Source organism: Staphylococcus sp. GDX8P114P-2 (assembly GCF_017892945.1).
GTDB classification, from domain to species: Bacteria; Bacillota; Bacilli; order Staphylococcales; family Staphylococcaceae; genus Staphylococcus; species Staphylococcus arlettae.
On sequence record NZ_JAESMB010000007.1, the window covers coordinates 1 to 22,312 of the forward strand.

General features: G+C 32.5%; 17 protein-coding genes. 8 read left to right on the plus strand and 9 right to left on the minus strand.

The features are described 5' to 3' along the window. Positions 1 to 556: 556 nt before the first annotated feature. A complete protein-coding gene (locus tag KA845_RS02410) occupies positions 557 to 1,747 on the minus strand; it encodes a putative multidrug effflux MFS transporter TcaB (protein ID WP_021459718.1) in 1,191 nt (396 codons plus the stop codon). A 171-nt stretch (positions 1,748 to 1,918) separates the two neighbouring features. Then, on the minus strand, positions 1,919 to 3,304 hold the full coding sequence (locus KA845_RS02415; protein WP_021459719.1) for a membrane-associated protein TcaA: 1,386 nt from the start codon (positions 3,302 to 3,304) through the stop codon (positions 1,919 to 1,921). Between the two features lie 275 nt (positions 3,305 to 3,579). On the opposite strand from KA845_RS02415, the gene KA845_RS02420 reads away from it, so the two are divergent. Beyond that, positions 3,580 to 5,964, plus strand: a complete 2,385-nt coding sequence (locus KA845_RS02420) for an MMPL family transporter (RefSeq protein WP_002509090.1) — start codon at positions 3,580 to 3,582, stop codon at positions 5,962 to 5,964. 50 nt (positions 5,965 to 6,014) lie between these two features. On the opposite strand, the gene KA845_RS02425 is transcribed toward KA845_RS02420, so the two are convergent. Further along, on the minus strand, positions 6,015 to 6,476 hold the full coding sequence (locus tag KA845_RS02425) for a MarR family transcriptional regulator TcaR (protein WP_002509089.1): 462 nt from the start codon (positions 6,474 to 6,476) through the stop codon (positions 6,015 to 6,017). Positions 6,477 to 6,734: 258 nt separating this feature from the next. Here KA845_RS02425 and KA845_RS02430 point away from each other — a divergent pair, with 258 nt between their 5' ends. Continuing rightward, positions 6,735 to 7,709 (plus strand): YdcF family protein, encoded by a 975-nt coding sequence (locus KA845_RS02430; RefSeq protein ID WP_210127776.1) that lies wholly within the window; start codon positions 6,735 to 6,737, stop codon positions 7,707 to 7,709. 56 nt (positions 7,710 to 7,765) lie between these two features. Here the strand turns inward: KA845_RS02430 and KA845_RS02435 are convergent, their stop codons facing one another. Both KA845_RS02435 and KA845_RS02440 read right to left on the minus strand, forming a co-directional pair. Continuing rightward, a complete protein-coding gene (locus KA845_RS02435) occupies positions 7,766 to 8,434 on the minus strand; it encodes an ABC transporter ATP-binding protein (RefSeq protein ID WP_002509087.1) in 669 nt (222 codons plus the stop codon). Then, a complete protein-coding gene (locus KA845_RS02440; RefSeq protein ID WP_103388770.1) occupies positions 8,434 to 9,486 on the minus strand; it encodes an ABC transporter permease in 1,053 nt (350 codons plus the stop codon). The genes KA845_RS02435 and KA845_RS02440 overlap by 1 nt, the downstream gene beginning before the upstream one ends. A 191-nt stretch (positions 9,487 to 9,677) precedes the next feature. Between KA845_RS02440 and KA845_RS02445 the strand changes: the two genes are divergently transcribed. Continuing rightward, positions 9,678 to 10,352: a response regulator transcription factor gene (locus KA845_RS02445; RefSeq protein WP_210127777.1), complete on the plus strand. Its 675-nt coding sequence runs from the start codon at positions 9,678 to 9,680 to the stop codon at positions 10,350 to 10,352. After that, the gene (locus KA845_RS02450; RefSeq protein ID WP_210127778.1) at positions 10,345 to 11,721 is read left to right on the plus strand and encodes a HAMP domain-containing sensor histidine kinase; all 1,377 of its coding nucleotides are present in this window, start codon (positions 10,345 to 10,347) and stop codon (positions 11,719 to 11,721) included. The genes KA845_RS02445 and KA845_RS02450 overlap by 8 nt, the downstream gene beginning before the upstream one ends. Before the next feature lie 81 nt (positions 11,722 to 11,802). Here KA845_RS02450 and mqo read toward each other — a convergent pair whose 3' ends face one another. Next, a complete protein-coding gene (gene mqo, locus KA845_RS02455; protein WP_103388768.1) occupies positions 11,803 to 13,281 on the minus strand; it encodes a malate dehydrogenase (quinone) in 1,479 nt (492 codons plus the stop codon). Between the two features lie 388 nt (positions 13,282 to 13,669). On the opposite strand from mqo, the gene KA845_RS02460 reads away from it, so the two are divergent. Together KA845_RS02460 and KA845_RS02465 are read left to right on the plus strand one after the other, a co-directional pair. After that, positions 13,670 to 14,818: a glycosyltransferase family 4 protein gene (locus tag KA845_RS02460; protein WP_103388767.1), complete on the plus strand. Its 1,149-nt coding sequence runs from the start codon at positions 13,670 to 13,672 to the stop codon at positions 14,816 to 14,818. 301 nt (positions 14,819 to 15,119) lie between these two features. Further along, entirely contained in the window at positions 15,120 to 16,805 is a 1,686-nt protein-coding gene (locus KA845_RS02465; protein ID WP_002509081.1) for a CDP-glycerol glycerophosphotransferase family protein, read from the plus strand. A gap of 96 nt (positions 16,806 to 16,901) precedes the next feature. Here the strand turns inward: KA845_RS02465 and KA845_RS02470 are convergent, their stop codons facing one another. Beyond that, positions 16,902 to 17,726, minus strand: coding sequence for a hypothetical protein (locus tag KA845_RS02470; RefSeq protein WP_210127779.1), 825 nt, complete (start codon positions 17,724 to 17,726; stop codon positions 16,902 to 16,904). Positions 17,727 to 18,215: 489 nt separating this feature from the next. Next, positions 18,216 to 18,740: a GNAT family N-acetyltransferase gene (locus KA845_RS02475; RefSeq protein WP_103388765.1), complete on the minus strand. Its 525-nt coding sequence runs from the start codon at positions 18,738 to 18,740 to the stop codon at positions 18,216 to 18,218. A 320-nt stretch (positions 18,741 to 19,060) separates the two neighbouring features. On the opposite strand from KA845_RS02475, the gene KA845_RS02480 reads away from it, so the two are divergent. Both KA845_RS02480 and glcP read left to right on the plus strand, forming a co-directional pair. After that, complete coding sequence (locus tag KA845_RS02480) at positions 19,061 to 20,050, plus strand: acrylyl-CoA reductase family protein (protein WP_103388764.1); 990 nt, start codon at positions 19,061 to 19,063, stop codon at positions 20,048 to 20,050. A 249-nt stretch (positions 20,051 to 20,299) separates the two neighbouring features. Further along, the gene (gene glcP, locus KA845_RS02485) at positions 20,300 to 21,658 is read left to right on the plus strand and encodes a glucose transporter GlcP (protein WP_002509077.1); all 1,359 of its coding nucleotides are present in this window, start codon (positions 20,300 to 20,302) and stop codon (positions 21,656 to 21,658) included. 242 nt (positions 21,659 to 21,900) lie between these two features. Here glcP and KA845_RS02490 read toward each other — a convergent pair whose 3' ends face one another. Then, positions 21,901 to 22,302 carry a GNAT family N-acetyltransferase gene (locus tag KA845_RS02490; RefSeq protein WP_002509076.1) on the minus strand — a complete coding sequence of 134 codons (402 nt, stop codon included), beginning with the start codon at positions 22,300 to 22,302 and terminating at the stop codon, positions 21,901 to 21,903. Positions 22,303 to 22,312 lie beyond the last annotated feature (10 nt).

Sequence of the window (22,312 nt, forward strand, 5' to 3'; positions counted from 1 at the left end):
CACTGCCAACTGGATATAGGTTTTACGTATCAGATAATTCGATAGGTCGACATTTTCTCCTACTATGTAAATATACGAAAAAGCACTACTATTTTGACAAAACTATATAAATAAAAAATAAACAAACTCTTCGCAAATTAATGCAAAGGATTTGTCTACGTTATGGAGGCTAGAACATCATTGATTTGTCCTAGTCTCTTTCCTTATTGGCAGTTAGCTGACTGCATTGAAAATGCGCTTCAAATCAAGCTTTTTTCAACGCTAGTCATCCTTGCCGGGGTGGGACGACGAAATCATTTTTTCAAAATCAGATTTCTGTCCCACTTCATGTTTTATTCGAAACCCTTTTTCATATTGGCAGTAGCTGACTGCATTGAAAATGCGCTTCAAACCAAGCTTGTTTCAATGCTAGTCATCCTTGCCGGGGTGGGACAACGAAATCATTTTTTCAAAATCAGATTTCTGTCCCACTCCCATTTTGCAATTCATTTTTAACTTCCATAAATCACTAACACCCTAATAGGTTATTGTAATATGGAATTGAAATCATTGTGTATTAACGAAATACTCGGTAATTAATTATTTGTAATATTATCAATCCTATTGCTGTAATACTTATAATAACAAGATACGGTAGATAACTATCTTCTCCCATTATTCCTACTAACGGGGCAACTAAACCACCGAATAAATATTGTACGAGCCCTAATAAACTAGATGCACTACCACTACCACCTGAACGCTCATCCATAGCAATAGAAAAACCTAATGTAGCAATACCTGTCACTGGTGCAACTAATATAATAAATCCAATTATTAACATATATAAAGGCAGATGATTGAGTAAAGTTATACCAATCCCGAGCACACCAACAATTTGAATTACTGTCAACGCTCTAAACAGTGTCTGTCTAGCGAAATAATCAACTAGCTTCCCGGTTAATTGACTCGAAATTATCAATGTTATGCCCACAGTCGCAAACATCCAACTAAATTGTAAAGCATTCATATTATAAATACGCTGTGCAATAAAAGGTGATGCTGAAATATAACTAAATAAAAATATAAATGTAAAACCTTGTATTAACATAGGTAATACAAATTTGGGTTTGGCTAATAATTGTTTAAAGTTATAAAAAATAGAACCTAAATTAGCTGGTGTTCTCTGCTCAGTCGTCAGTGATTCTTTAATATAACACACTATCCCTACGCACATAACTAAGCCAAAGACTGTTAAGATGATAAATATCATACGCCATGTAGCAAATGTTAACACGATGCCACCAAGTGCAGGTGCTAATACAGGTGCCACTCCATTAACTAACATAAGTATTGCTAAAAATTTAGTGAGTTGCTTCCCACTATATAAATCACTTGAAATAGCACGTGAAATAACTGCTCCAGCTCCTCCACAACACCCTTGTACGAAACGCAAGAATATCATTACCCCAATATTTGTAGTAAATACTATCGCTACACTAGCAATTGTAAACAAAGCCATTGTAATGAGTAATGGTTTTTTTCTGCCTAGTGAATCCGATAAAGGACCTACAAATAAATTACCTAGTGCTAACCCAACCATAAAAAAAGATAAAGTCAACTGAGCATTTGATGTTGTCGTTCCAAAATCATTTTGTAATTCAGGTAAGCCCGGTAAAAACATATCAATCGATAATGCACCGATAGCCGTTAAAGCTCCTAATATAACAATAAAAATAAGCGAATTACTTTGTTTATTTTCAGACATAATGTAATCTCCTAAGCATGTAATACTATTATTATATAGAACAGTTAGGCAGATTAAAATGGTAGCGTAATAAATAACCTTTATTATTATAACAATTGAATTACACTAGGTATACTTGCTAACCATCTCGATACTATAAAGAGGCTGGAATAACATTATTCCAGCCTCTAATTATTCGCTATAATTTATCACTTGTAAGTCATCACCTTTAGATGTACCCTCGAGGACATAATTCACTTCACCATATTGTCCATCACGTTTCAAGGCGTAACCAGTAACATAAAATTTATCGTCTAACCTAACTATTTCAGAAATTTGCGGAATTTGGAAAAATCTATATTGATTTGAACTTATTCCGTTTTTAGTTGCTTTATAGTTAGATGATCCTTTTTTGACAAACTCTGACACCATATCAAAATTATTTTGTGTATATGCTGTATTTAATGCAGGTGTGTAGTCACTAAAAAAATTAGTTATTTTATTTCGGAAGCTATTCTCTTCTTTTTCTTTCTTTTTCACATATTTATCAATTTCTTCTTCATCAAAATTAATAGATACAGTTGTATTGTCTTTTAAGTTATCTGTTTGAATTGTCGTTTCGTCAGAACTAAATTCTTTTTTCTTCGCTTCCCCGACCGCTTTCACTGTGATTTGTTTTGTTTTTGGATATGGACCATAAGCTTTAGAATTGTCATAATCAAATGATTTATCATTTATTTTCACTTTAATCGTATCTTTATCAAGATTATCTGCACCATTGAGGTTAAAACGTAAATATGCTTCATTAAAGGATTGATTTACATCAACCGTTTCATTATTACTATCATTAAAATTAAATTTCAACTCACCGCTAAATTGACCATTTTCCGTTTCTCTTTTAGCTTCAATACTATAATCTCCCGGGATAAATTTCCCTAATGATGTTGCTTGATTTTTATCAGCAGTAACTGTACGTTGTTTATCATTTGATCTAAATTTATACGTAGCATCAAATTTGGGTTTTACAATTGCTTCTTTAGTAGGAGCAGTAAAATTCATATTGTTAAAGAGGAAAAAACGTGTACCATTTTTGGTGATTTTCAATACTTTTTCACTGTTACGCGCAGTAACATAATTCGAAACTTGACTATCACCTTCATTTAGTTTGGATATTTTATCATGTATACTTTCCGCAAAGTTTTTCATGCCTACTTCTTCTTTTATATACTTTATGTAAGCTGTTGCTTCGTCTTCATCTACATTATTATTTTGAGTACTTAATACAGAGGATACTTTTTGTGTATCGTTATTATCTATCGCATTAACTAATAAATCAGCTTGAGCTTCAGGAGAATTAAAATTCTTAAGTAAAAAGAATATGATAATCAATAATATGATGATAAATAATGCAATACCCCATGGGATGATTTTGCGAACTTTATTATTTAATGTTTTATTATTTTGTCGGGTTGCTCGTTTTTTATTGTTAGAAGGTCTACTCCTTAACGATTGTCCACAATACGGGCATACTTTGTTAACTGTATTTACCGTTTCTCCACATTTTGGACAGTTTTGCATCTTATCACCTCTACTTCTACATTTCGCACTATCACGTTATTTTAACATAATTTACAATGAAACAATATATATGAACGAATAACATCCTAATTTTTACGTCTATTTCGTTATAACTATAACCTTCTTTATTATATAAAGTATTAGTTGTATTTGAAATACTTATTTAGTCTAATATCTATTTACAATATATTAATATTTTATAAAAGCTCACTTAGTTGACTGTCATCAACCAAAAATAGTATATTTTAAGTGTTAGTAATACTAAGGAGGTTATTATGAAGACGATATTGAAGTTCAAATGGTTAATATCCATTATTGTTATTATTGCTGTTGCTTGTTCGTTAATATTTTCACCGAATTTAGCCCAATTAGCAGCTGATAAAGGTGAAATCATTCCACCAAAAGACACTACATCTCAACAATACAAACAAATACTTAAAGATGTTAATGCTGATTCTAATAGTATTAGTGCGGTTGTTCAATTAGATAATAAGTTGGATAATCAAGATGAGAAGAAGTTAAAATCTTACATATCAAAAATTGAAAACGTAAATGGTGTAAAAAGTGTTATTTCGCCATTTGATAACTCAGCGATTGAAGATAAGTTAGTTTCAGAAGATAAAAAATCTATCATGATTCCAATCGAAACTTCTGCCAATAAAGACAAATCATTAGAAGCTTCAAAAGATATTGATGACATTAATCATTCTTTCAAAGGTTCCTATTTAACAGGTACAAATAACATCCAAGACCAAATTAACACGAGTATTAATGAAGGGTTAAAAACAACTGAAGTTATAACCGTAATACTTATTTTAGGTATTTTATTCTTAGTCTTTCGCTCTGTAGTAACACCATTTGTGCCACTATTATTAGTTGGATTATCTTATATATTTTCACAAGGCATCATTGCATTATTAGTGAAATACGCTGACTTCCCAGTGTCAATTTATATTCAACCATTTTTAGTTGCACTACTCTTTGGTATAGGTACAGATTACTGTATTTTATTACTCAATAGATATAAAGAAGAATTAGGCAAAGATCAAAGTAATTTTGATGCTGTACTTAATACATTTAAAAACGGAGGACGTACAATTCTTATTTGTGCAATTACCGTTTTAGTTGGCTTTGCAGCACTGTTCTTTGTTGAATTTAGTTTATTTAAATCTGCAGTCGGTATTGCGGTCGGTGTATTATGCTTAATGATTGTGTTGTTTACACTCTTACCAACCTTGTTATTAGTAATCGGTGGTAAAGTATTTTGGCCAAGTAAAAATACAGCTGGTCATAAAGATAGTGCACTTTGGGGCAAATTAGGTAATTTCACTACAAAAAAACCATTTTTAGCATTGGTCTTAGTTTTAATTATTTTAATACCGATCATCGTATTCGCCCCTAATAATATTACTTATGATAATACTAATGAAATTAGCGATGAATACGACTCAATTAAAGCTATCAACATCATTAAAGATGACTTTAGTGTGGGCCAAGCATTTCCGGTTCAAATCGCTATAAAAGACGATAAAAAACTGACAACAGAAAACGGCGTCAGTGACGTTGAAACATTAGCGAAATCACTGGAAAAAATTGAAGGTGTCGACGGAGTAAACACGATTACACGTCCTACTGGTAACCCTATTGAACAACTTACAACAACGTATCAACTTGACCAAATGCAGCAACAATTATCACAAGCTAATGATGGCATTAATCAAGTTAATACTGGTTTAAACAGTGCGCAACAAGCAGGTCAAGGTCAATCTGCCCAAATGTCTCAAGGCCTATCTCAAGTACAATCTGGTCAAGAACAAATACAACAACGAATGGAAGATATGGCCAATGATAAATCAGTTGATGAATCGGGCATGTATATTACAAAAGATATGCTGCAAGATTCTGAATTAAAACAATCTGTTAATCAATATAGTGAGGATGACGGCAATATTGTATTACTTAATGTAGAATTAAGTGACGATCCTTTCTCCAAAAAGGCTATGAATACAGTGGAGAAAGTTGAACAGTCTGTAACAAATCAAGTAAAAGGTACTAGCTTTAACGATAGTCAAATAGAAATTGGTGGTACGTCTGCTGAAAACAAAGATTTACAGACTACTATTGATAATGACATGACTAAAGCTATTGTGTTAATTACTATTTTCTTATTTGTTGTATTACTTGTATTCCAACGCTCTATTATTATGCCAATTTACATGATTGCTTCCATTCTAATCACATATTATGCATCAATTGGTATAGCAAATATTATCTTTGACAATATACTTGGATTAGGTGGTTTATTATTAGTCGTACCATTCTTTAGCTTTGTAGTACTAATGGCTCTAGGTGTTGACTATGCAATATTCTTAGTCAATCGCTTCTCTGAAGAAGCTTACCAAGGTATCGTCCCTGCATTATTAATCGCCATGCGCAAAATGGGTACAGTAATTATGACTGCCTGTCTCATTTTAGTTGGTACAATAGCTGCTCTTTATTCTTCAGGTGCTATGACATTAATGCAAATTGCAACAGTTGTCATTGTCGGTCTACTATTATATAACATTTTAATGTTACCACTATTTATACCTTCCATAGCCAAATCATTCGGCAAAGGAAACTGGTGGCCATTTAAAACCAAAGAAAGTAAGAAAAAATAAATTTAATAAAAGCCTACACTTCAATGAAGTGTAGGCTTTTATTATGCATATTAGGAATTGTTAATATTAAAATTTTTCAATCTATGATCAATAATCTCTAATACATAGCGTGCTTGTTCAATCTGTTCTTCAGATAAATCAGATAGCATATCACTCACGATATTACTTACTATTGATTTACACTCACTATTAAATTGTTGGCCTTTATCAGTCAATTTAATATACTTCAGGCGCTGATCAGCATGTGTTTCTGTTTTGTCCCATTCTACTAAATCAGATTGGATTAATTTTTTAATCCGTCTACTTACAGCTGCCTTATTCACTCCTTGCTTTTCAGTTATTTCTGTTAATGTCATTGCTCTCTCATTTTCAAGCATTAAAATGACATTTGCTTGTTCTTTCGATATGTTATATTCCGCTCTTAAATCTCTGAGTAATTTTGCTACTAAAGTATTCACATCGTCTATAAACATACCCATAAAATCAATATGATTTCTTAAGTTTTTTACCATGTCCTGCACCTCTAAGCTATACAATATCTAGAATTGTCTTTTTTCTAGCACTTTATAGTCTTTTACTTATTACCCTAATAATATCAATAAATATCACTAGATAAAAGATTAAAAACCATTATGTTCAAAATTATATTATATTCCAATAACTTTATTGCAGTCATCATAAATATTACTTATTATTTAACAGATTGTAGTTGCTAATTTAATTTCAATCCTCTACATTTAGTATAATAGATTAACTATTTGAGGTGCTGTATGGATTTATTAACTATCATTTTGTGTTTCTTTATTTTTATAGCTTACATCAGTTTGTTTTTTAACCAAACGATACTGTTATCACTAAATGCATATATTTCCATTGTTATACTAGGTTACTGTGTAATCATCTACCATATTGGTCGCCATCATATCCCAATCGATTTGATTATCGTGTTGATTCTAGGTGTTATACTAATACATTTGAAGCATCGCCATTTATTTAACAATGATATTAGTCTTCGCTTTATGAAGCGCTTATATAAGCGTGGTGTTAAACTTATTGTAATAACATTGGCTTGTGCCTATATTAGTTTAATGCCAATTGGTATTAATATTATCTTTCTGTGGTTAGCAGCTATCGCTTTTAGTGCCTTATTCACCTTTGTTTGTTATGCTACATGGTCATCTGCTTATGCCACTCGTTCGAACAATGTACATTATGATGTGATTCTAACACTTGGCGCTGGCATTTTTACTGAGGAAGTTACGCCAATGTTAGCCAAACGATTGGATAAAGCTTTGGTATTGTTTAACAACAATAGTGATGCCACGATGATTGTGAGTGGCGGTCAAGGTCCAGACGAACCAATACCAGAATCATTAGCCATGAAACGCTACTTAATCGCTAACGGGGTACCTGAACAACAAATTATTATGGAATATCAATCTACCAATACATTTGAAAACATTAAAAACACTAAAGACTTATTAGCGACATATATACCGAGACAAGCGCAAGTTGTTTGTGTAACGAGTCAATTTCATGTGCTTAGAGCATTGCGTTTTGGACAAATTTTAAATGTTCGCATGACTGGCTTAGGTAGTACCACGCCCTATCATTTTTTAGAAATTGCATTAATTAGAGATTTTTTAGGTTTAATGTATAAATACCGCTTACTATTAACAGTGTATTTCGCGATACTCTTTTTTATTTGTATTATCTCATTTTGGCAAATTCCAAGTTATTTATAACACAACTTAGGCGACAGTTCTTATTGCATAACTGTCGCCTATTTTTTGCTTTTATTTTATTGTTGTACTATTTTCCCATCTTCTAGTTCTATTATTCTATCTGCATATTCTAATAATCTATTATCATGGGTTATCATAATAGCAATCATTTGCTCGTCTTTCACTTGCTTTTTAAACATCTCAACTACTTCCGTCGCACGCGCAGCGTCTAAACTAGCTGTAGGTTCGTCTGCTAAAATAATTTTAGGATTATTCATAAAGGCACGCATAATAGCTACACGTTGCTTTTCTCCACCAGATAACATATGAGGAAAGACATCTAGTCTGTGATTTAGACCTATACGATTGAGCAACATTTCAGCTTTAGTTCGAGCTTCTTTTTTCGTCATACCCGCTTCAACACCAATAGTTATGAGCTGATCTTGCACTTTTAAATATGGTACCAAATGTGCTGATTGGAAGATAAAACCTATCTCTGTTAAACGTAATGCTGCTGGTTTACTTTGAGCTGAAAATAATGGTGCATTATTATATAAAATCTGTCCGTCATTAGCTGTTAACAAACCACCTAGGATAGTTAATAATGTAGTTTTACCTGAACCTGAAGCACCTTTTAAAATAACAAATTCTCCATTATCGACGTTAAAATCAATCCCTTTCAACACTTGTGTTTCCGCTTGTCCTCGGCCAAAGGATTTTGTAATATTTTGTATTTCTAAAGTCATTATTCTCCACCTCCTATAGCTTCAATTGGATCAACTTTAAATAATTTAATAAACGATAATATAGCTCCTATCATAGCGACTACAATAAAGATAATAGTCACGAGCAATAAATTAAATGTAGTAATGTGGAACGGCATCGATACAGGCATTACTATCGATAATAAACTGATAATAGCGATTGCTATAATTACGCCAATCATAGTAGTTAATAAAATTTGGAATACAAGCGCGCTTAATAAGTGACGTGTTTTGATCCCTATTGCTTTTAAAATACCTATCTCTGATATTTTTTGAATTGTCATAACGTAGAAAAATGCGCTTAACACAATCGCAGTAATTACATATAAACTTACGATCATCATATTCAATGGTGCTTGTTCAGCTTGATAACTTGGAATTTCATCGGTAATGTCTTGTTCACTATAAATGTTGACACCTGAAATGTTTTCTAACTGTTGTGCTTTATTATCTGATAAATCAGTAACTGGATAAATCGTAGACACTTGATTATTTAACGATTCAAAACCAGCATCTGACATCATCACTACTGAACTATGTGAATGCATTGTATCTGTAAGTACACCACTAATCGTTAATTTATTACCATCTTTTGTTGTAACAGTATCACCTACAGTGAGACCATCAGCCGTTAACTTTTTATTTATGGCAATGTCACTTTTCTTTTTTGGATAGTGGCCCTGTTCTAATTCAGGTTTATGGTCTTTCACAGTATTAATCATCATGACATCTTCATCTTCATTTTTTAGTTTTAATGTTTGACCTGCTAACTGCATCGGTTCTGACTGCGTAATTTTTTCTATCTTTTCTTGCTGTGAATCTTTCAATAGTGATTTTTCTATTTGAGGTTGTTTACTATCCTGCATAACATACTTTTCTGCATTTACATTATCTAACATCGAAACATTTTCTCTTGCTAATCCTTGTGCTAATCCACTAATAAATAACACCATAATACTCAATAGTAATATGATAAGCATAATTAAAATAAAACGAAATTTATAAAATTTCATTTCCGCCCATGCTAGTTTCATTACTTACTCACTCCCTGTTCAAATTGATTAATTGTATTGTATGATGCCTTTATGAACTCAATATGAACTTTTATGACTTCTTAATAAATTTTTATTCACCTTGTTTCTTTTTAATAAGTGATTAGAATTTTATTTGGTTAATTACAGATATAATATGTATAATGAAAATAAATTAGAAGGAGTGACATAGTATGACTACGTGTTTAATTGTCGATGATGATCCAAAAATCCTACAATATGTCTCAAACCACTTAGATAGAGAAGGTTTACATACAGTAACGAAACCAAGTGCTGAAACAGCACTTTCGTACTTAATGGATAATCAAATAGATATTGCTGTTGTCGACGTTATGATGGAAGGCATGAATGGATTTGAACTATGTCAAATATTAAAAGATGACTATCAGTTGCCTGTTATTATGCTCACTGCACGAGATGCTTTAAGCGATAAAGAAAAAGCCTTTTTAACAGGTACCGATGATTATGTTACGAAACCATTTGAAATAAAAGAGTTAATTTTTCGAATCAGAGCGATATTACGAAGATACAACATCAATACAAACAATGAAATTATTGTAGGTAATTTATTGCTTAATCAAGCTTATCTAGAAATTCAAGTTGAAGGAAAGACAATGAATTTACCTAATAAAGAATTTCAATTGCTTTATACTTTAGCTGCTAACCCTAAACAAGTATTTAGCAGAGATGCGTTAATAGAAAAAATATGGGGCTTTGATTATGAAGGTAATGAACGGACAGTAGATGTGCATGTTAAGAGGCTTCGTAAGAGACTAGAAAGACTCAATTCTTCAGTTAACATCATTACAGTAAGAGGACTCGGTTATAAGGTGGATGACTATGTTTAAATCTTTATATACACGTATAGCAATTTATACTATCGTTGTTTTACTATTCAGTGCCATTATGAGTTTTCTAATTACTAATGTTTACTATCATCTCTATTTAAAGGAAAACAATGATGCTAAAATTATGCGCACACTTAAAGAAGCGAAAAATTATCAATCTGAATCTAACGTCACCTCATTAGATCAATATTTTACACATATGGGTGAAATGAATTATCAAGTAATGACAGTCACAACCTCTGGAAAAAAATCATTTTACGGTACACCTTTTAGAGAAGACAATATTTCACAATCCGCTGTGCAACAAATATTAGCAGACAAACCTTTCCATGGTATTAAAAATCAACCCTTCCAACCATTTATTACAGGTTTTTTTGAAAATGTGACGTCAAATACTGTTGGCGTGCCATTTCATTCCGATGGCGAAAAAGTAGCAGTATTTATGAGACCAGATATTGGACAAACCTTTAGCGAATTTCGTATATTTTTAGCACTGTTAATTACATTGCTACTTGTTATTTCAATCACGCTTGTTATTTTATCTACTAATGCCATTGTAAAACCTATACAACAGCTGAAGCGCTCCACAGAACGTATGATGCATGGAGATTTTGACACACCTACTGAAATCACACGTAAAGATGAATTAGGTACACTACAGTATCGTTTCGATACTATGCGTCAATCACTCAAACAATTAGATGATATGCGACAACACTTTGTGCAAAATGTGTCTCATGAAATTAAGACACCTCTAACACATATCCATCATTTACTAGATAAAATGAAGCATGCTAAAACTACAACTGCACAACATCAATATATAGATGATATTTACCAAATCACTACGCAATTAAGTGATTTGACTAAAGCATTGTTGCTTCTGTCAGAATTAGATAACAATGTACATTTAAAATTTAATGATGCAATTCAAATAAATCAATTATTAACTGAAATAATACGTCACGAACAATATAGTGCAAATGAAAAAGACTTAATTATTCTCTCAGATTTTGAAGCTGTATCATATACTGGTAATCGTCGGCTACTACACCAAGCCTTCCAAAATTTAATTACCAATGCCATTAAATATTCACCTAAAGATGGTGCGATTGATATTATGCTCCATCAAGATAGCGAAAATATTACTTTCATGATACAAAATGAAGGAGAACCAATGTCTCAAATGACACAACAACATATTTTTGAACGCTTTTATAAAATAAGTGAATATGACAATAGTAACGGTTTAGGTTTAGCGATTGTAAAAACAATTGTCGAATTACATCAAGGCCAAGTTACTGTTGACAGTACTTATGAAAAAGGTACCGTCTTTACTATCAAATTACCATTAGACAATAATAATTAACATTACACAGAAAGCCTGCACGTGTCGATCATAGACAACGTGCAGGCTTAATTTGATTATATAAAAAGTATTACTATAACATTAGTCAACTTTTAAATATTTTTTAATTTCTTCATTAATTTCTTTATATAAATCTTCGTTATCTGTCAGACGTTGACCATAAGAAGGAATCATTTCTTTAATTTTACCTTCCCATTGCTTAAACTCATCTTTATAACATTTCTGTAATAAATCTAGCATAATGTCTACAGCTGTAGAGGCACCTGGTGAAGCGCCTAATAATGCAGATAACGTACCATCTTCAGAAGTCACAAGCTCGGTACCAAATTGTAAAGTCCCTTTACCAGTCTCAGTATCTTTTATTACTTGAACTCGTTGACCGGCAACAACTACATGCCAATCTTCGCTATTAGCATCAGGTACAAAGGTACGTAATTCTTCCATGCGTTCTTCATTTGATAAAGTTAATTGAGAAATAAGATACTTAGTTAAATTTATTTCTTTAGCTCCTGCAGACAACATCGTAATCAAGTTATTAGGTTTAACTGATTTTACTAAATCCATATTAGACCCAGTTTTTAGGAACTTCGGAGAAAAACCAGCAAATGGTCCAAATAACAATGTACGTTTGCCATCAATATAACGTGTATCTAAATGTGGCACCGACATTGGTGGCGCACCAACAGATGCTTTACCATACACTTTGGCATTATGTTTTTTAGTAATTTCTTCTTTAGTACATACTAAGAAAAGTCCACTTACTGGGAAACCACCAATATGTTTAGATTCTTTTATGCCTGTCTTTTGTAAAAGTGGTAAACTTGCGCCACCTGCACCGATGAAAACAAACTTACTTTCTACTATTTTGACTTCATCAGTCGTTAAATCTTTAACTTTAACTTCCCATTTACCATCTTTTCTTTGTTTTAAATCTTCTACTTCATGGTTATAATTTAATTCTACATTTTGTTTTTCTAAGTTATCGAACAGTTTGTTAGTTAAATTACTAAAGTTAACGTCTGTACCTGTTTTATCATATGAAATAGCCATTGGAATGTTAGACGTACGGCCTTCCATCATTAATGGCGCCCATTCAGCGATTTTGTCTTTATCATCTGTAATTTCCATATTACTAAATAGGATATTTTTATTAAGTCTATCTACACGTTTTTTTAAAAACTCTACATTTTTAACGCCTTGTACAAAACTCATATGCGGCACAGGTTTAATAAACCCTTCAGGTGAACCTAACTGACCATCTTTTACTAAAAAACTCCAAAATTGTTTAGAAATTTGGAATTGCTCATTTATTTTAATAGCTTTTGTAATATCTATAGAGCCATCTTTATTTTCTTTGGTATAATTTAATTCACATAATGCTGAATGCCCTGTTCCTGCATTATTCCAAGCATTAGAGCTTTCTTGAGCTGGTGTTGATAACCTTTCAAACATTTTAAAACTTTTATCAGGTGACAATGATTTTAATATTGTACCTAATGTTGCACTCATGATTCCGCCACCAATTAAGATGACATCTGTTTTGCTATGTTGTGTACTCATAACAAATACAGTCCCCCTTTAAATATGTTTATAGAAAGTTATCCTTATCTATCGACTGTATCACGAATATGTAATATGGTTTACACGATAAAACGCTTTCTATAACGTATGAATTAACTTACTTTTCATCATTGTATTCTGAAACTCTAGTTAATACTTACAATAATGAAGATTAAACCAACTCCCTTAATTATATACATAATTAACTGATGAAAAAAGCCCAAAAGCACAATCTATTTGAAAATAAAAATTTTTCTGTCATTATTTGTATATAAATTTTCTGCTAAAATGCGTGGTCCCGCACATCGATTACATTGCAACCACTTACAACTTTACATATAATTAAAGTTAACTATTTATCATTTATATAATATTTGGAGGTTTCCAAGTGCAATCAATCACATTTTTCATGCATAATATTTTTGCTATGGGTGGTACAGTAAAGTCAATTTCAGAATTGGCGAATGTACTAGCTAACAAAGGCCATCCCGTCACTATTATTTCTGTCTTCAAATCAAAGGAGATGCCATACTTTGAATTACACCCAGATATCAAAATTCAAACATTGATTGACTATACACACATTCGTTCCAACTTGAAAAGCGCCATTTTTAATAGAGTACGTAAATATACAAAATTTTTAAAACCTAAAGTATTATCCAGACATGAACCTGGCCTAAACCAATTTTCAAGTTATATCGAACGTAAAATGATTCACGCTATCAAAACGGTCGATTGTGATGTTTTAATTGGTACGCGTGCAAGCTTTAATATATTAATTGCTCAACATGGCCCTTACGATGTAACAAAAGTTGGCATGGAACATATGAACTTTGATGCGCATCCTACAGCGTATCAACAAGAAATCATTGAAGCTTACCGATCTCTAGATAAAATTACCACATTGACATCTGTCGACCAACAACGTTATCAAAATGTCGTCCAAACTCCTGTGTTTGTTGTACCTAATGTTCTAAATGAACAAAGGCTAGATTTACCTAAAGACAAAATTATTTTAGCTGCTGGCCGTTTAGAATACGAAAAAGGGTTCGACCTATTAATCAACAGTATTCAAATTATTCAAGATGTCATACGCCAATTTAACTATCGTGTACACATTTATGGTAGCGGACAACAAAGGAAACAACTTGAACAACTTATTTCACAGCATCAACTGGATGATATTGTATCGATATTTGATACTACACAATCCTTATCAACCAAATTGGCCGAAAGTGAACTAACCATTATACCTTCACGTAATGAAGGCTTCGGGATGGTAATCCTTGAGGCAATGAACCAAAGCAGTATTGTTATAAGTTTTGATGGCATTGCAGGACCTGATTCAATTATAAAAAATAACATCAATGGTTATTTAGTTGAACATGGAGATATTAAAGCATTAGCCTTTAAAATTCAACGTCTGTTAAATCAAGAATTTAAATACAATACGATTATCAAACATGGCTATGAGACCGTTGAGCAATATTCACCTGATGCTATTTACACACGATTTTCAACTATGTTAAAACACTAATTTATTAGCTAAACTAAAAGACGTTAACAGAATAATTTCAGCCTTATATGTCAATAACCACTTTGCGTCCTTTTAACAAATTAAACATTATATATAATAATATATAGAGCCTGAAATAATGAATATGTCAGGCTCTAGTTTATGTTACTTACTTGTTGTATCAGCTTATAAATACTTAAATAACACTATTTTATCATTACTGTTATATTCAATGATTTTAGTGTCTTTATATAACTCAAAGTTTATCTCTAAGCTCCTACATGATAAAATTGAGTTCAATTATGATAAGTAGAGGGATTTTATGATTAAACAATTAAATTTAAATATCTGGCAAGATTTAACTATGCATTTAAATAAAACATTACAAGAAGGTTATACTCACTTTATTCTTGTAGATGACTTCATACATATTTATCCAGAAATGTTGAATAATGTAACGTTAGATCAATCTAACATTGTTGCTGATTATACTGTTAACGGCTTATATCAAAATGATTGTCGCTATTTTGCGCAGGAAACTATTACCTTTAATGATTGGATCGAAAATATCAATCATTACCCTAACGTGATATATCATATTGAAACAACGTTAACCATGTTAGAAACGCACCACGTTAATACAATGTTTGATTTAGCTGTGCATGCACTATTACAAGATACGGTTAAAGTTGATCCACATGTCGTGTTCGACTATCAACAAACTTACTTGACCTCTTCTCAGTTATGGGAAGAGATTAAAAAATGTACGGTACTGAATACAACAAAATTCAATTTAAATAAGCTTGCATACATACACAAGCACTCTATACCGTTTAAAAATTACGAAACATTAGCTCCCGATCAGTTACGCTATACAGATAAATTGATAAAAAATTTCCGCTTCAAATTACCACATTGGATCTATAATTTTGCGCAACATCATTTTACAAAGAAACATCGTCAAATGAGCTATATATATGAGAAAAATGAAAACAAATTAAAAGACCATATTGTCTTTTTAGGGTTTGACTACGGTTTTAGAGGAAATTCACGTTATTTATTCAACCATTTCGCTAAACACTTTGCAAAAGTACCTATTTATTTCGTTACCGAAGATGTAAATGGACCAAATTTCATCAAACCTAATGACCCAAACACTAAAGCTTTAATCGAATCAGCACGTGTTGTTATTTTAGAAAGTAATATACCGGATGATATACGTCCAAACGGTACTATTATTCAATTATGGCATGGAACACCAATTAAAAAACTATTCTTAGATAGCCATGAAGTACATCAAAATAGTAAGATTTATAATTATAGAGCAAGAAAGTATAACAAATGGCTACAACAAAATTACTTAATTTGTGATTGTGAAGAAATTATCGATTACTTCAAATCCGCCTTTCCATTACAGCATACAAAAGTAGTTAGTAGCGGTTATCCACGCGTTAAATATTTATTGGATAAACAAAAAGATACACCTTATGTAAAATTTATTAAACATGAATTAAAAATTGATCCAGCAAAACCAACATTGCTTTATGCACCAACTTGGAAAACTACTGAAGACGAGTCTGATTTATTACCACTCAGTGACGGGTTGTTAAATAAGTATAATGTCATTTATAAAGGACATATCGAAAATACTTCAACTTACCTACCTGAAAATGCAATTATTGCACCAGCAAATATAGAGACACAGGATTTAATTCTTATCTCAGATGTAGTATTAACAGATTATTCATCTATTATTTTTGATGCACTAACTTTAGACAAAACAGTTTGTCAGTTCACACCAAATCATGAAAAATATATAGCAGAACGTGGTGTTTATGAAGATGTAATGCATTCACTCGCAGTGGTGCGTTACAGTGATGCCAAAGCATTACTCAATGATTTAATCAGTTTTCAAATGTCAGACATTACTAACAATGCATTTGTAAACAAAAATAATCATGCATTTGAGACGATATCGAATATCATAAAAAAACATATGAACCTATAACAAAATCGTAAGGCTTTAAATATAAAGAGGACTAATCCATATTACGGATTAGTCCTCTTATTTTGAGAAAGGAATTTATATCCCAGTCCCTTGTTATTATTGTTGATAAGCTGGATCTACTAAACGTACAGTACCTTGTTGGTCAACTGTAGCTATAGCGTAGGTACCAGGTTGAGCTTGGTTTTGGAAACTAAAGATATAACTGTAATTTCCTTCACTACCTTCAATTGCATAATCATTATATGCATTATTTTGTCCATTAATAGCATTAACTTCTGACGTAGCGTTTGCTAAAGAATTTTCAAAATTAGGTAACGTTTGTAACGCTTGTTGAGGATCTACATTTGATGATGTAATGTTTTGTGATACTGGTACTGCATTTTCTCCTTGATAAGGTGGCACATAACCATTGGCATTACCACTATTAGCATTACCATTATTAGCATTCGCATCACTAGACGCTCCATTACCAGCGTTAGCTGTTGCATCATCAGAAGCACTATCTGCCCCAGCATTATTAGTTACTCCGCTATTAGCACTGTTACTGTCGTTAGCAGTACCATTAGCACTGTCACTAGCTTGGTCTCCACTATTACCATTACTACTAGCACTTGAATCTGAACTACTTGAATCGCTATCAGAACTGTCAGAGCTACTAGCACTATTAGAGTCATCAGAGCCATTAGAGCTGCTATCGTCTTCTGAGTTGCCATCTTTGTTGTCAGAGTTTGATTTATCTTCTCCATCTTTCGAATCTTTTGAGTCTTTTGAACTATCATCATTATTTTTCTTACTGTCACTAGCTGAATCTTTTGATTTATTATCGTCAGATCCGCCGTTGTCCGAACCTTCATCGCCCCCATTAGAACATGCAGCCAAAGCAAGCGATAATGTTAAGAAACCTGCCAAAAGTTTTTTCATTTAAAACAACCTCCTCTATTTTTTGTACACTTGCTAATTCGTAGATATTTCACTATGTAATATGCTTCACTCCACTTTCATAGCAAGAATTACTATGTTATACACTAAAAAATTTCAAATAAACATATTTCATAAAAATTTATTTTCAATTTACATACAAACTGTATTCAGAAATTGGGACAGAAATCCCACCCCAGCAAGCATGACTAGTATCGAACAAAGCTTCATTTGAAACGCATTTTCAAAACAATCAGCTACTGTCTCTTTGAAATGGGACGGGGATGAATCAATATTATCCCAACCTATAAAAGCGTAAACAAAACCAGCGTATTATTTATTGGCAGTGGATTATGCCGACTCCTGCGGGAATAGCACTCGCTGAAGACTACAGGCTGAAGCAGTGCCCGCGGAAAGCGTGCATAAAAAACTGCCGACAAAGCCAGAGACCTTGTCGACAGTTTGAGTATTAATATAAGGTTTACTTGGAGTTCAATTGGTTGTTAACTCTTTTTCCATAACTGCATCAAGATCAATTGTATTTCCTGTAATAAATTGATGCTCTCCAGTTTTGACGAACCCATGTTTTTTATAAAATTGCAATGCTTGTTTATTATGTTTCCAAACACCGAGCCAGATTTTGGTTTTAGCTAATTCTTGTGCACGCTGTAATACAAAGTTAAAGACACGTGTACCTTTACCACCACTTTGTGCATCTTTAACAAAATAAATACGTTGTAATTCTAAATACTCTGTACCTTTTGCTTCTGTTTGTCCTGCATCTACATTTATTTTAAAAAATCCTAATAATTCACCATGTTCTCTATAAAAGTAAGTTTCAGATTGCGGGTTATTCAATTCTTGTTCTAAAGCTTCTATACTATAGGCACTTTCAAAAAAGTCACGAAAATCTTCATCACTGTAACTACCTTCGAATGTTTCTCGGAAAGTAGTAATACAGATATCACGTAACATTTGTACTTCGGCTCGTCTTACTAAATCAATTTGATATGTCATAATAAATTATCTCCTCTTAATTTATAACAAGTTATCCCTATAATATAAATATATGTATTACATTTCAATTAAAATCTTTTATAAATTCTGCCAACTTAATTTTAGTCCTAATATTGTTAAACATTTATAATTATTTTATAATAGACCAGTTGCATGAATAATAATAAACCATATAATTGTGTTTAATTTCAATATAAAGCGTTTACTTACATTAAGAATAACTACAGCGTATTGTATAGGCAATAAATTCGTGATAGAGTATATTTTAGTTTTTATATTGTTCATAAATTTAAAATTACATAAGGGAGTGCCATAGCGCAATGAGTGAGACATTTAAGGCTTTAGTAGTCGATGAACAAGATAACAAAGTAATTAGTCAATTTAAAGAATTAACGATAGATGACCTTCCAGAAGGTGAAGTACTAATCAAAGTTAAATATTCTGGAATCAATTATAAAGATGCATTAGCAACTACAACTGGAAATAAGATTGTCAAATCTTATCCAATGGTTCCAGGTGTAGATTTAGCTGGTGTAGTAGAAGCGTCTGACAGCCATGCATATGAACCAGGCGATGAAGTAATAGTTACTGGTTTTGACTTAGGTGTAGCCCATTTCGGCGGCTTTAGCGAATACGCTCGTGTAAAAGAAGAATGGCTTGTCAAACTGCCTAAAGATTTAACACTAGAAGAAGCAATGATTTATGGTACGGCAGGTTATACTGCTGGTTTGGCAATTGAAACATTGGAACATAACGGATTATCAATTGAACATGCACCTGTACTAGTTCGAGGAGCATCAGGCGGAGTTGGGACATTAGCCGTTATGATGCTAAAAGAAATAGGCTTTAAAGTTATTGCCAGTACAGGCAAAACATCAGCTGCAGACAAATTGCAAACCCTTGGTGCTAAAGAAATTATTGATCGCCTCCCTGACAATGACTCTAAACCACTCGGAAAACGTACTTGGCAAGCAGTAATTGACCCTGTCGGCGGGGATGGATTAGCACATGCTGTAAAACATTTAGATTACAATGGTAGTGTTGCTGCTATAGGTATGACTGGTGGCGATAACTTTGCAACTTCAGTATTCCCATTTATTTTACGTGGTGTTAATATCTTTGGAATCGATTCTGTCTATACGAATTTACGTAAGAGACAATTAATTTGGCGTAGATTAGCAAAAGATCTTAAGCCAAAACAATTACACGATATCAAAACTGTCATTAGCTTCTCAGAACTTGAGTCTAGCATTGAAACAGTGGTTAACCATAAAAATGAAGGTCGCATTATTATTGATTTCGAAGCATAAATCAATATTTTACAACGTAACTCAATAACTATATGAGGAAGTATATAACAGCAATTTTATTCAGATGCTGTTATATACTTCCTTTTTCATGTATTCACAAATTGTTTTTAATTTAATTTTAATTATTAAATAGTCATTTTCAAATAATAATCCGTACAAATAAATAATATAGTTATATTTTATTATTTACAAGAATAAAATGAAAGCGTATACTTGTGTTTATGAATTTAATCAGGAGGGGAATTTTTTATGGGATTAAAAGTAAATAAGAAACTCATTTTCTTCTTAGGTGCACTTGGAGGATTACTTTATGGTTATGATATGGGAGTTATTTCAGGTGCCTTACTTTTCATTAAAGATGATATTCCACTAAATAGCTTTACTGAAGGACTTGTAGTATCTTCTATGCTCATTGGTGCTATTGTCGGTTCAGGTGCAAGTGGTCCTATGTCAGATCGACTTGGTCGACGACGCGTCGTCTTTATTATTGCAATTATATTTATCATTGGTGCCTTGATTTTAGCATTGGCTCCTTCTATGCCAGTATTAGTTATTGGCCGCTTAATTATTGGACTAGCTGTAGGTGGTTCAACTGCCATCGTACCGGTTTATCTATCGGAAATGGCACCTACTGCACAACGTGGTTCACTTAGTTCATTAAATCAATTAATGATTACTATCGGTATTTTATCTTCATACTTAATCAATTATGCTTTAGCACCAATCGAAGGTTGGAGATGGATGCTTGGTTTAGCAGTCGTACCATCATTAATTTTATTAATCGGTGTTGCTTTTATGCCAGAAAGCCCAAGATGGTTGTTAGAACATAAAAGTGAAAAAGCTGCACGTGATGTAATGCGTTTAACATTTAATGACAGTGAAATCGATAAAGAAATTGCCGCTATGAAAGAAATCAATCGTATTTCTGATAGCACATGGAATGTGTTGAAATCACCATGGCTACGACCAACACTAATTATTGGTGCAGTCTTCGCGTTATTCCAACAAATTATTGGAATCAATGCCATAATTTATTATGCTCCTACGATATTTAGTAAAGCTGGCTTAGGCGATGCCACATCAATTTTAGGTACTGTGGGTATCGGTACAGTTAACGTTTTAATTACAATTGTCGCTATTATGATTATTGATAAAGTTGACCGTAAGCGTTTACTTGTTATAGGTAATATTGGTATGGTCTCTTCATTATTAATCATGGCAATATTGATTTGGGCTATTGGAATTCAATCTTCTGCTTGGATTATTATTTTATGTCTAACAATATTCATTATATTTTTCGGTTTCACTTGGGGACCAGTATTATGGGTTATGTTACCAGAATTATTCCCAATGCGTGCACGTGGTGCAGCAACAGGTGTAGCAGCACTTGTGTTATCAATTGGTAGTTTACTTGTAGCACAATTCTTCCCAATGTTGACTGAAGTTTTACCGGTAGAACAAGTCTTCTTAATCTTTGCAGTCATTGGTATTTTCGCATTATTCTTTGTAATCAAGTATTTACCAGAGACACGCGGACGTAGTTTAGAAGAAATCGAAGCAGATTTACGTGCTCGAACAAATGCTACTGAAGCTCATCTTAAGGAATAAAAACATACTAAAACGAGTCGGGATATAACTATCTTTGACTAAAAAATAAACGTCAATTTCTATTAAGAAGATATAGAAATTGACGTTTTCTTTAGTTTTATGAAATATCATTAACCCAAACCAAGTTCTTGCTTAACTTTTTGTTTGTTTTCGCATAGTCTTTTGAATACCAAAATATAAACTTCGTTTTATATTAAGATAAGTTATCAAACTTTAGCTATTAGTGATTACATAGTTAGTCACTAATATTTTATATACATACCTCCTGAATTTGGTTCAGTAGATTCAAAGCCAAATTGTTTATATAATTTATCTGCTGGATAATCAGCAATTAAGCTTACATAACTACTTGGTACAGCAACCGCTTCGATATAATCCATAATATGTGTTAATACCATTTTGCCATAACCAAGTCCTTGATATTTTGGGTCTACAGCAACATCGATTATTTGAAATGCCGTACCACCATCACCAATTACTCGGCCCATCGCAAAACCGTAACCATCATCATAAATCACAACATCAAAGCACGCATTGCCTAATCCTTGTTCAGCTGCTTGTATTGTCTTTTCACTCATACCTGAGTCTTTTCTTAAGCGACGGTATGTTTCAACAGTTGGTGGTTCATGTTTTATATCAATCATTTGTAATTCT

Coding starts and splice junctions, on each gene's coding strand:
- KA845_RS02440 (WP_103388770.1), bottom strand. CDS start 9,486: ATGAAACTAGCATGGGCGGAAATGAAATTTTATAAATTTCGTTTTATT.
- KA845_RS02410 (WP_021459718.1), bottom strand. CDS start 1,747: ATGTCTGAAAATAAACAAAGTAATTCGCTTATTTTTATTGTTATATTA.
- glcP (WP_002509077.1), top strand. CDS start 20,300: ATGGGATTAAAAGTAAATAAGAAACTCATTTTCTTCTTAGGTGCACTT.
- KA845_RS02430 (WP_210127776.1), top strand. CDS start 6,735: ATGGATTTATTAACTATCATTTTGTGTTTCTTTATTTTTATAGCTTAC.
- mqo (WP_103388768.1), bottom strand. CDS start 13,281: ATGAGTACACAACATAGCAAAACAGATGTCATCTTAATTGGTGGCGGA.
- KA845_RS02475 (WP_103388765.1), bottom strand. CDS start 18,740: ATGACATATCAAATTGATTTAGTAAGACGAGCCGAAGTACAAATGTTA.
- KA845_RS02420 (WP_002509090.1), top strand. CDS start 3,580: ATGAAGACGATATTGAAGTTCAAATGGTTAATATCCATTATTGTTATT.
- KA845_RS02415 (WP_021459719.1), bottom strand. CDS start 3,304: ATGCAAAACTGTCCAAAATGTGGAGAAACGGTAAATACAGTTAACAAA.
- KA845_RS02445 (WP_210127777.1), top strand. CDS start 9,678: ATGACTACGTGTTTAATTGTCGATGATGATCCAAAAATCCTACAATAT.
- KA845_RS02490 (WP_002509076.1), bottom strand. CDS start 22,302: ATGATTGATATAAAACATGAACCACCAACTGTTGAAACATACCGTCGC.
- KA845_RS02450 (WP_210127778.1), top strand. CDS start 10,345: ATGTTTAAATCTTTATATACACGTATAGCAATTTATACTATCGTTGTT.
- KA845_RS02480 (WP_103388764.1), top strand. CDS start 19,061: ATGAGTGAGACATTTAAGGCTTTAGTAGTCGATGAACAAGATAACAAA.
- KA845_RS02425 (WP_002509089.1), bottom strand. CDS start 6,476: ATGGTAAAAAACTTAAGAAATCATATTGATTTTATGGGTATGTTTATA.
- KA845_RS02465 (WP_002509081.1), top strand. CDS start 15,120: ATGATTAAACAATTAAATTTAAATATCTGGCAAGATTTAACTATGCAT.
- KA845_RS02470 (WP_210127779.1), bottom strand. CDS start 17,726: ATGAAAAAACTTTTGGCAGGTTTCTTAACATTATCGCTTGCTTTGGCT.
- KA845_RS02435 (WP_002509087.1), bottom strand. CDS start 8,434: ATGACTTTAGAAATACAAAATATTACAAAATCCTTTGGCCGAGGACAA.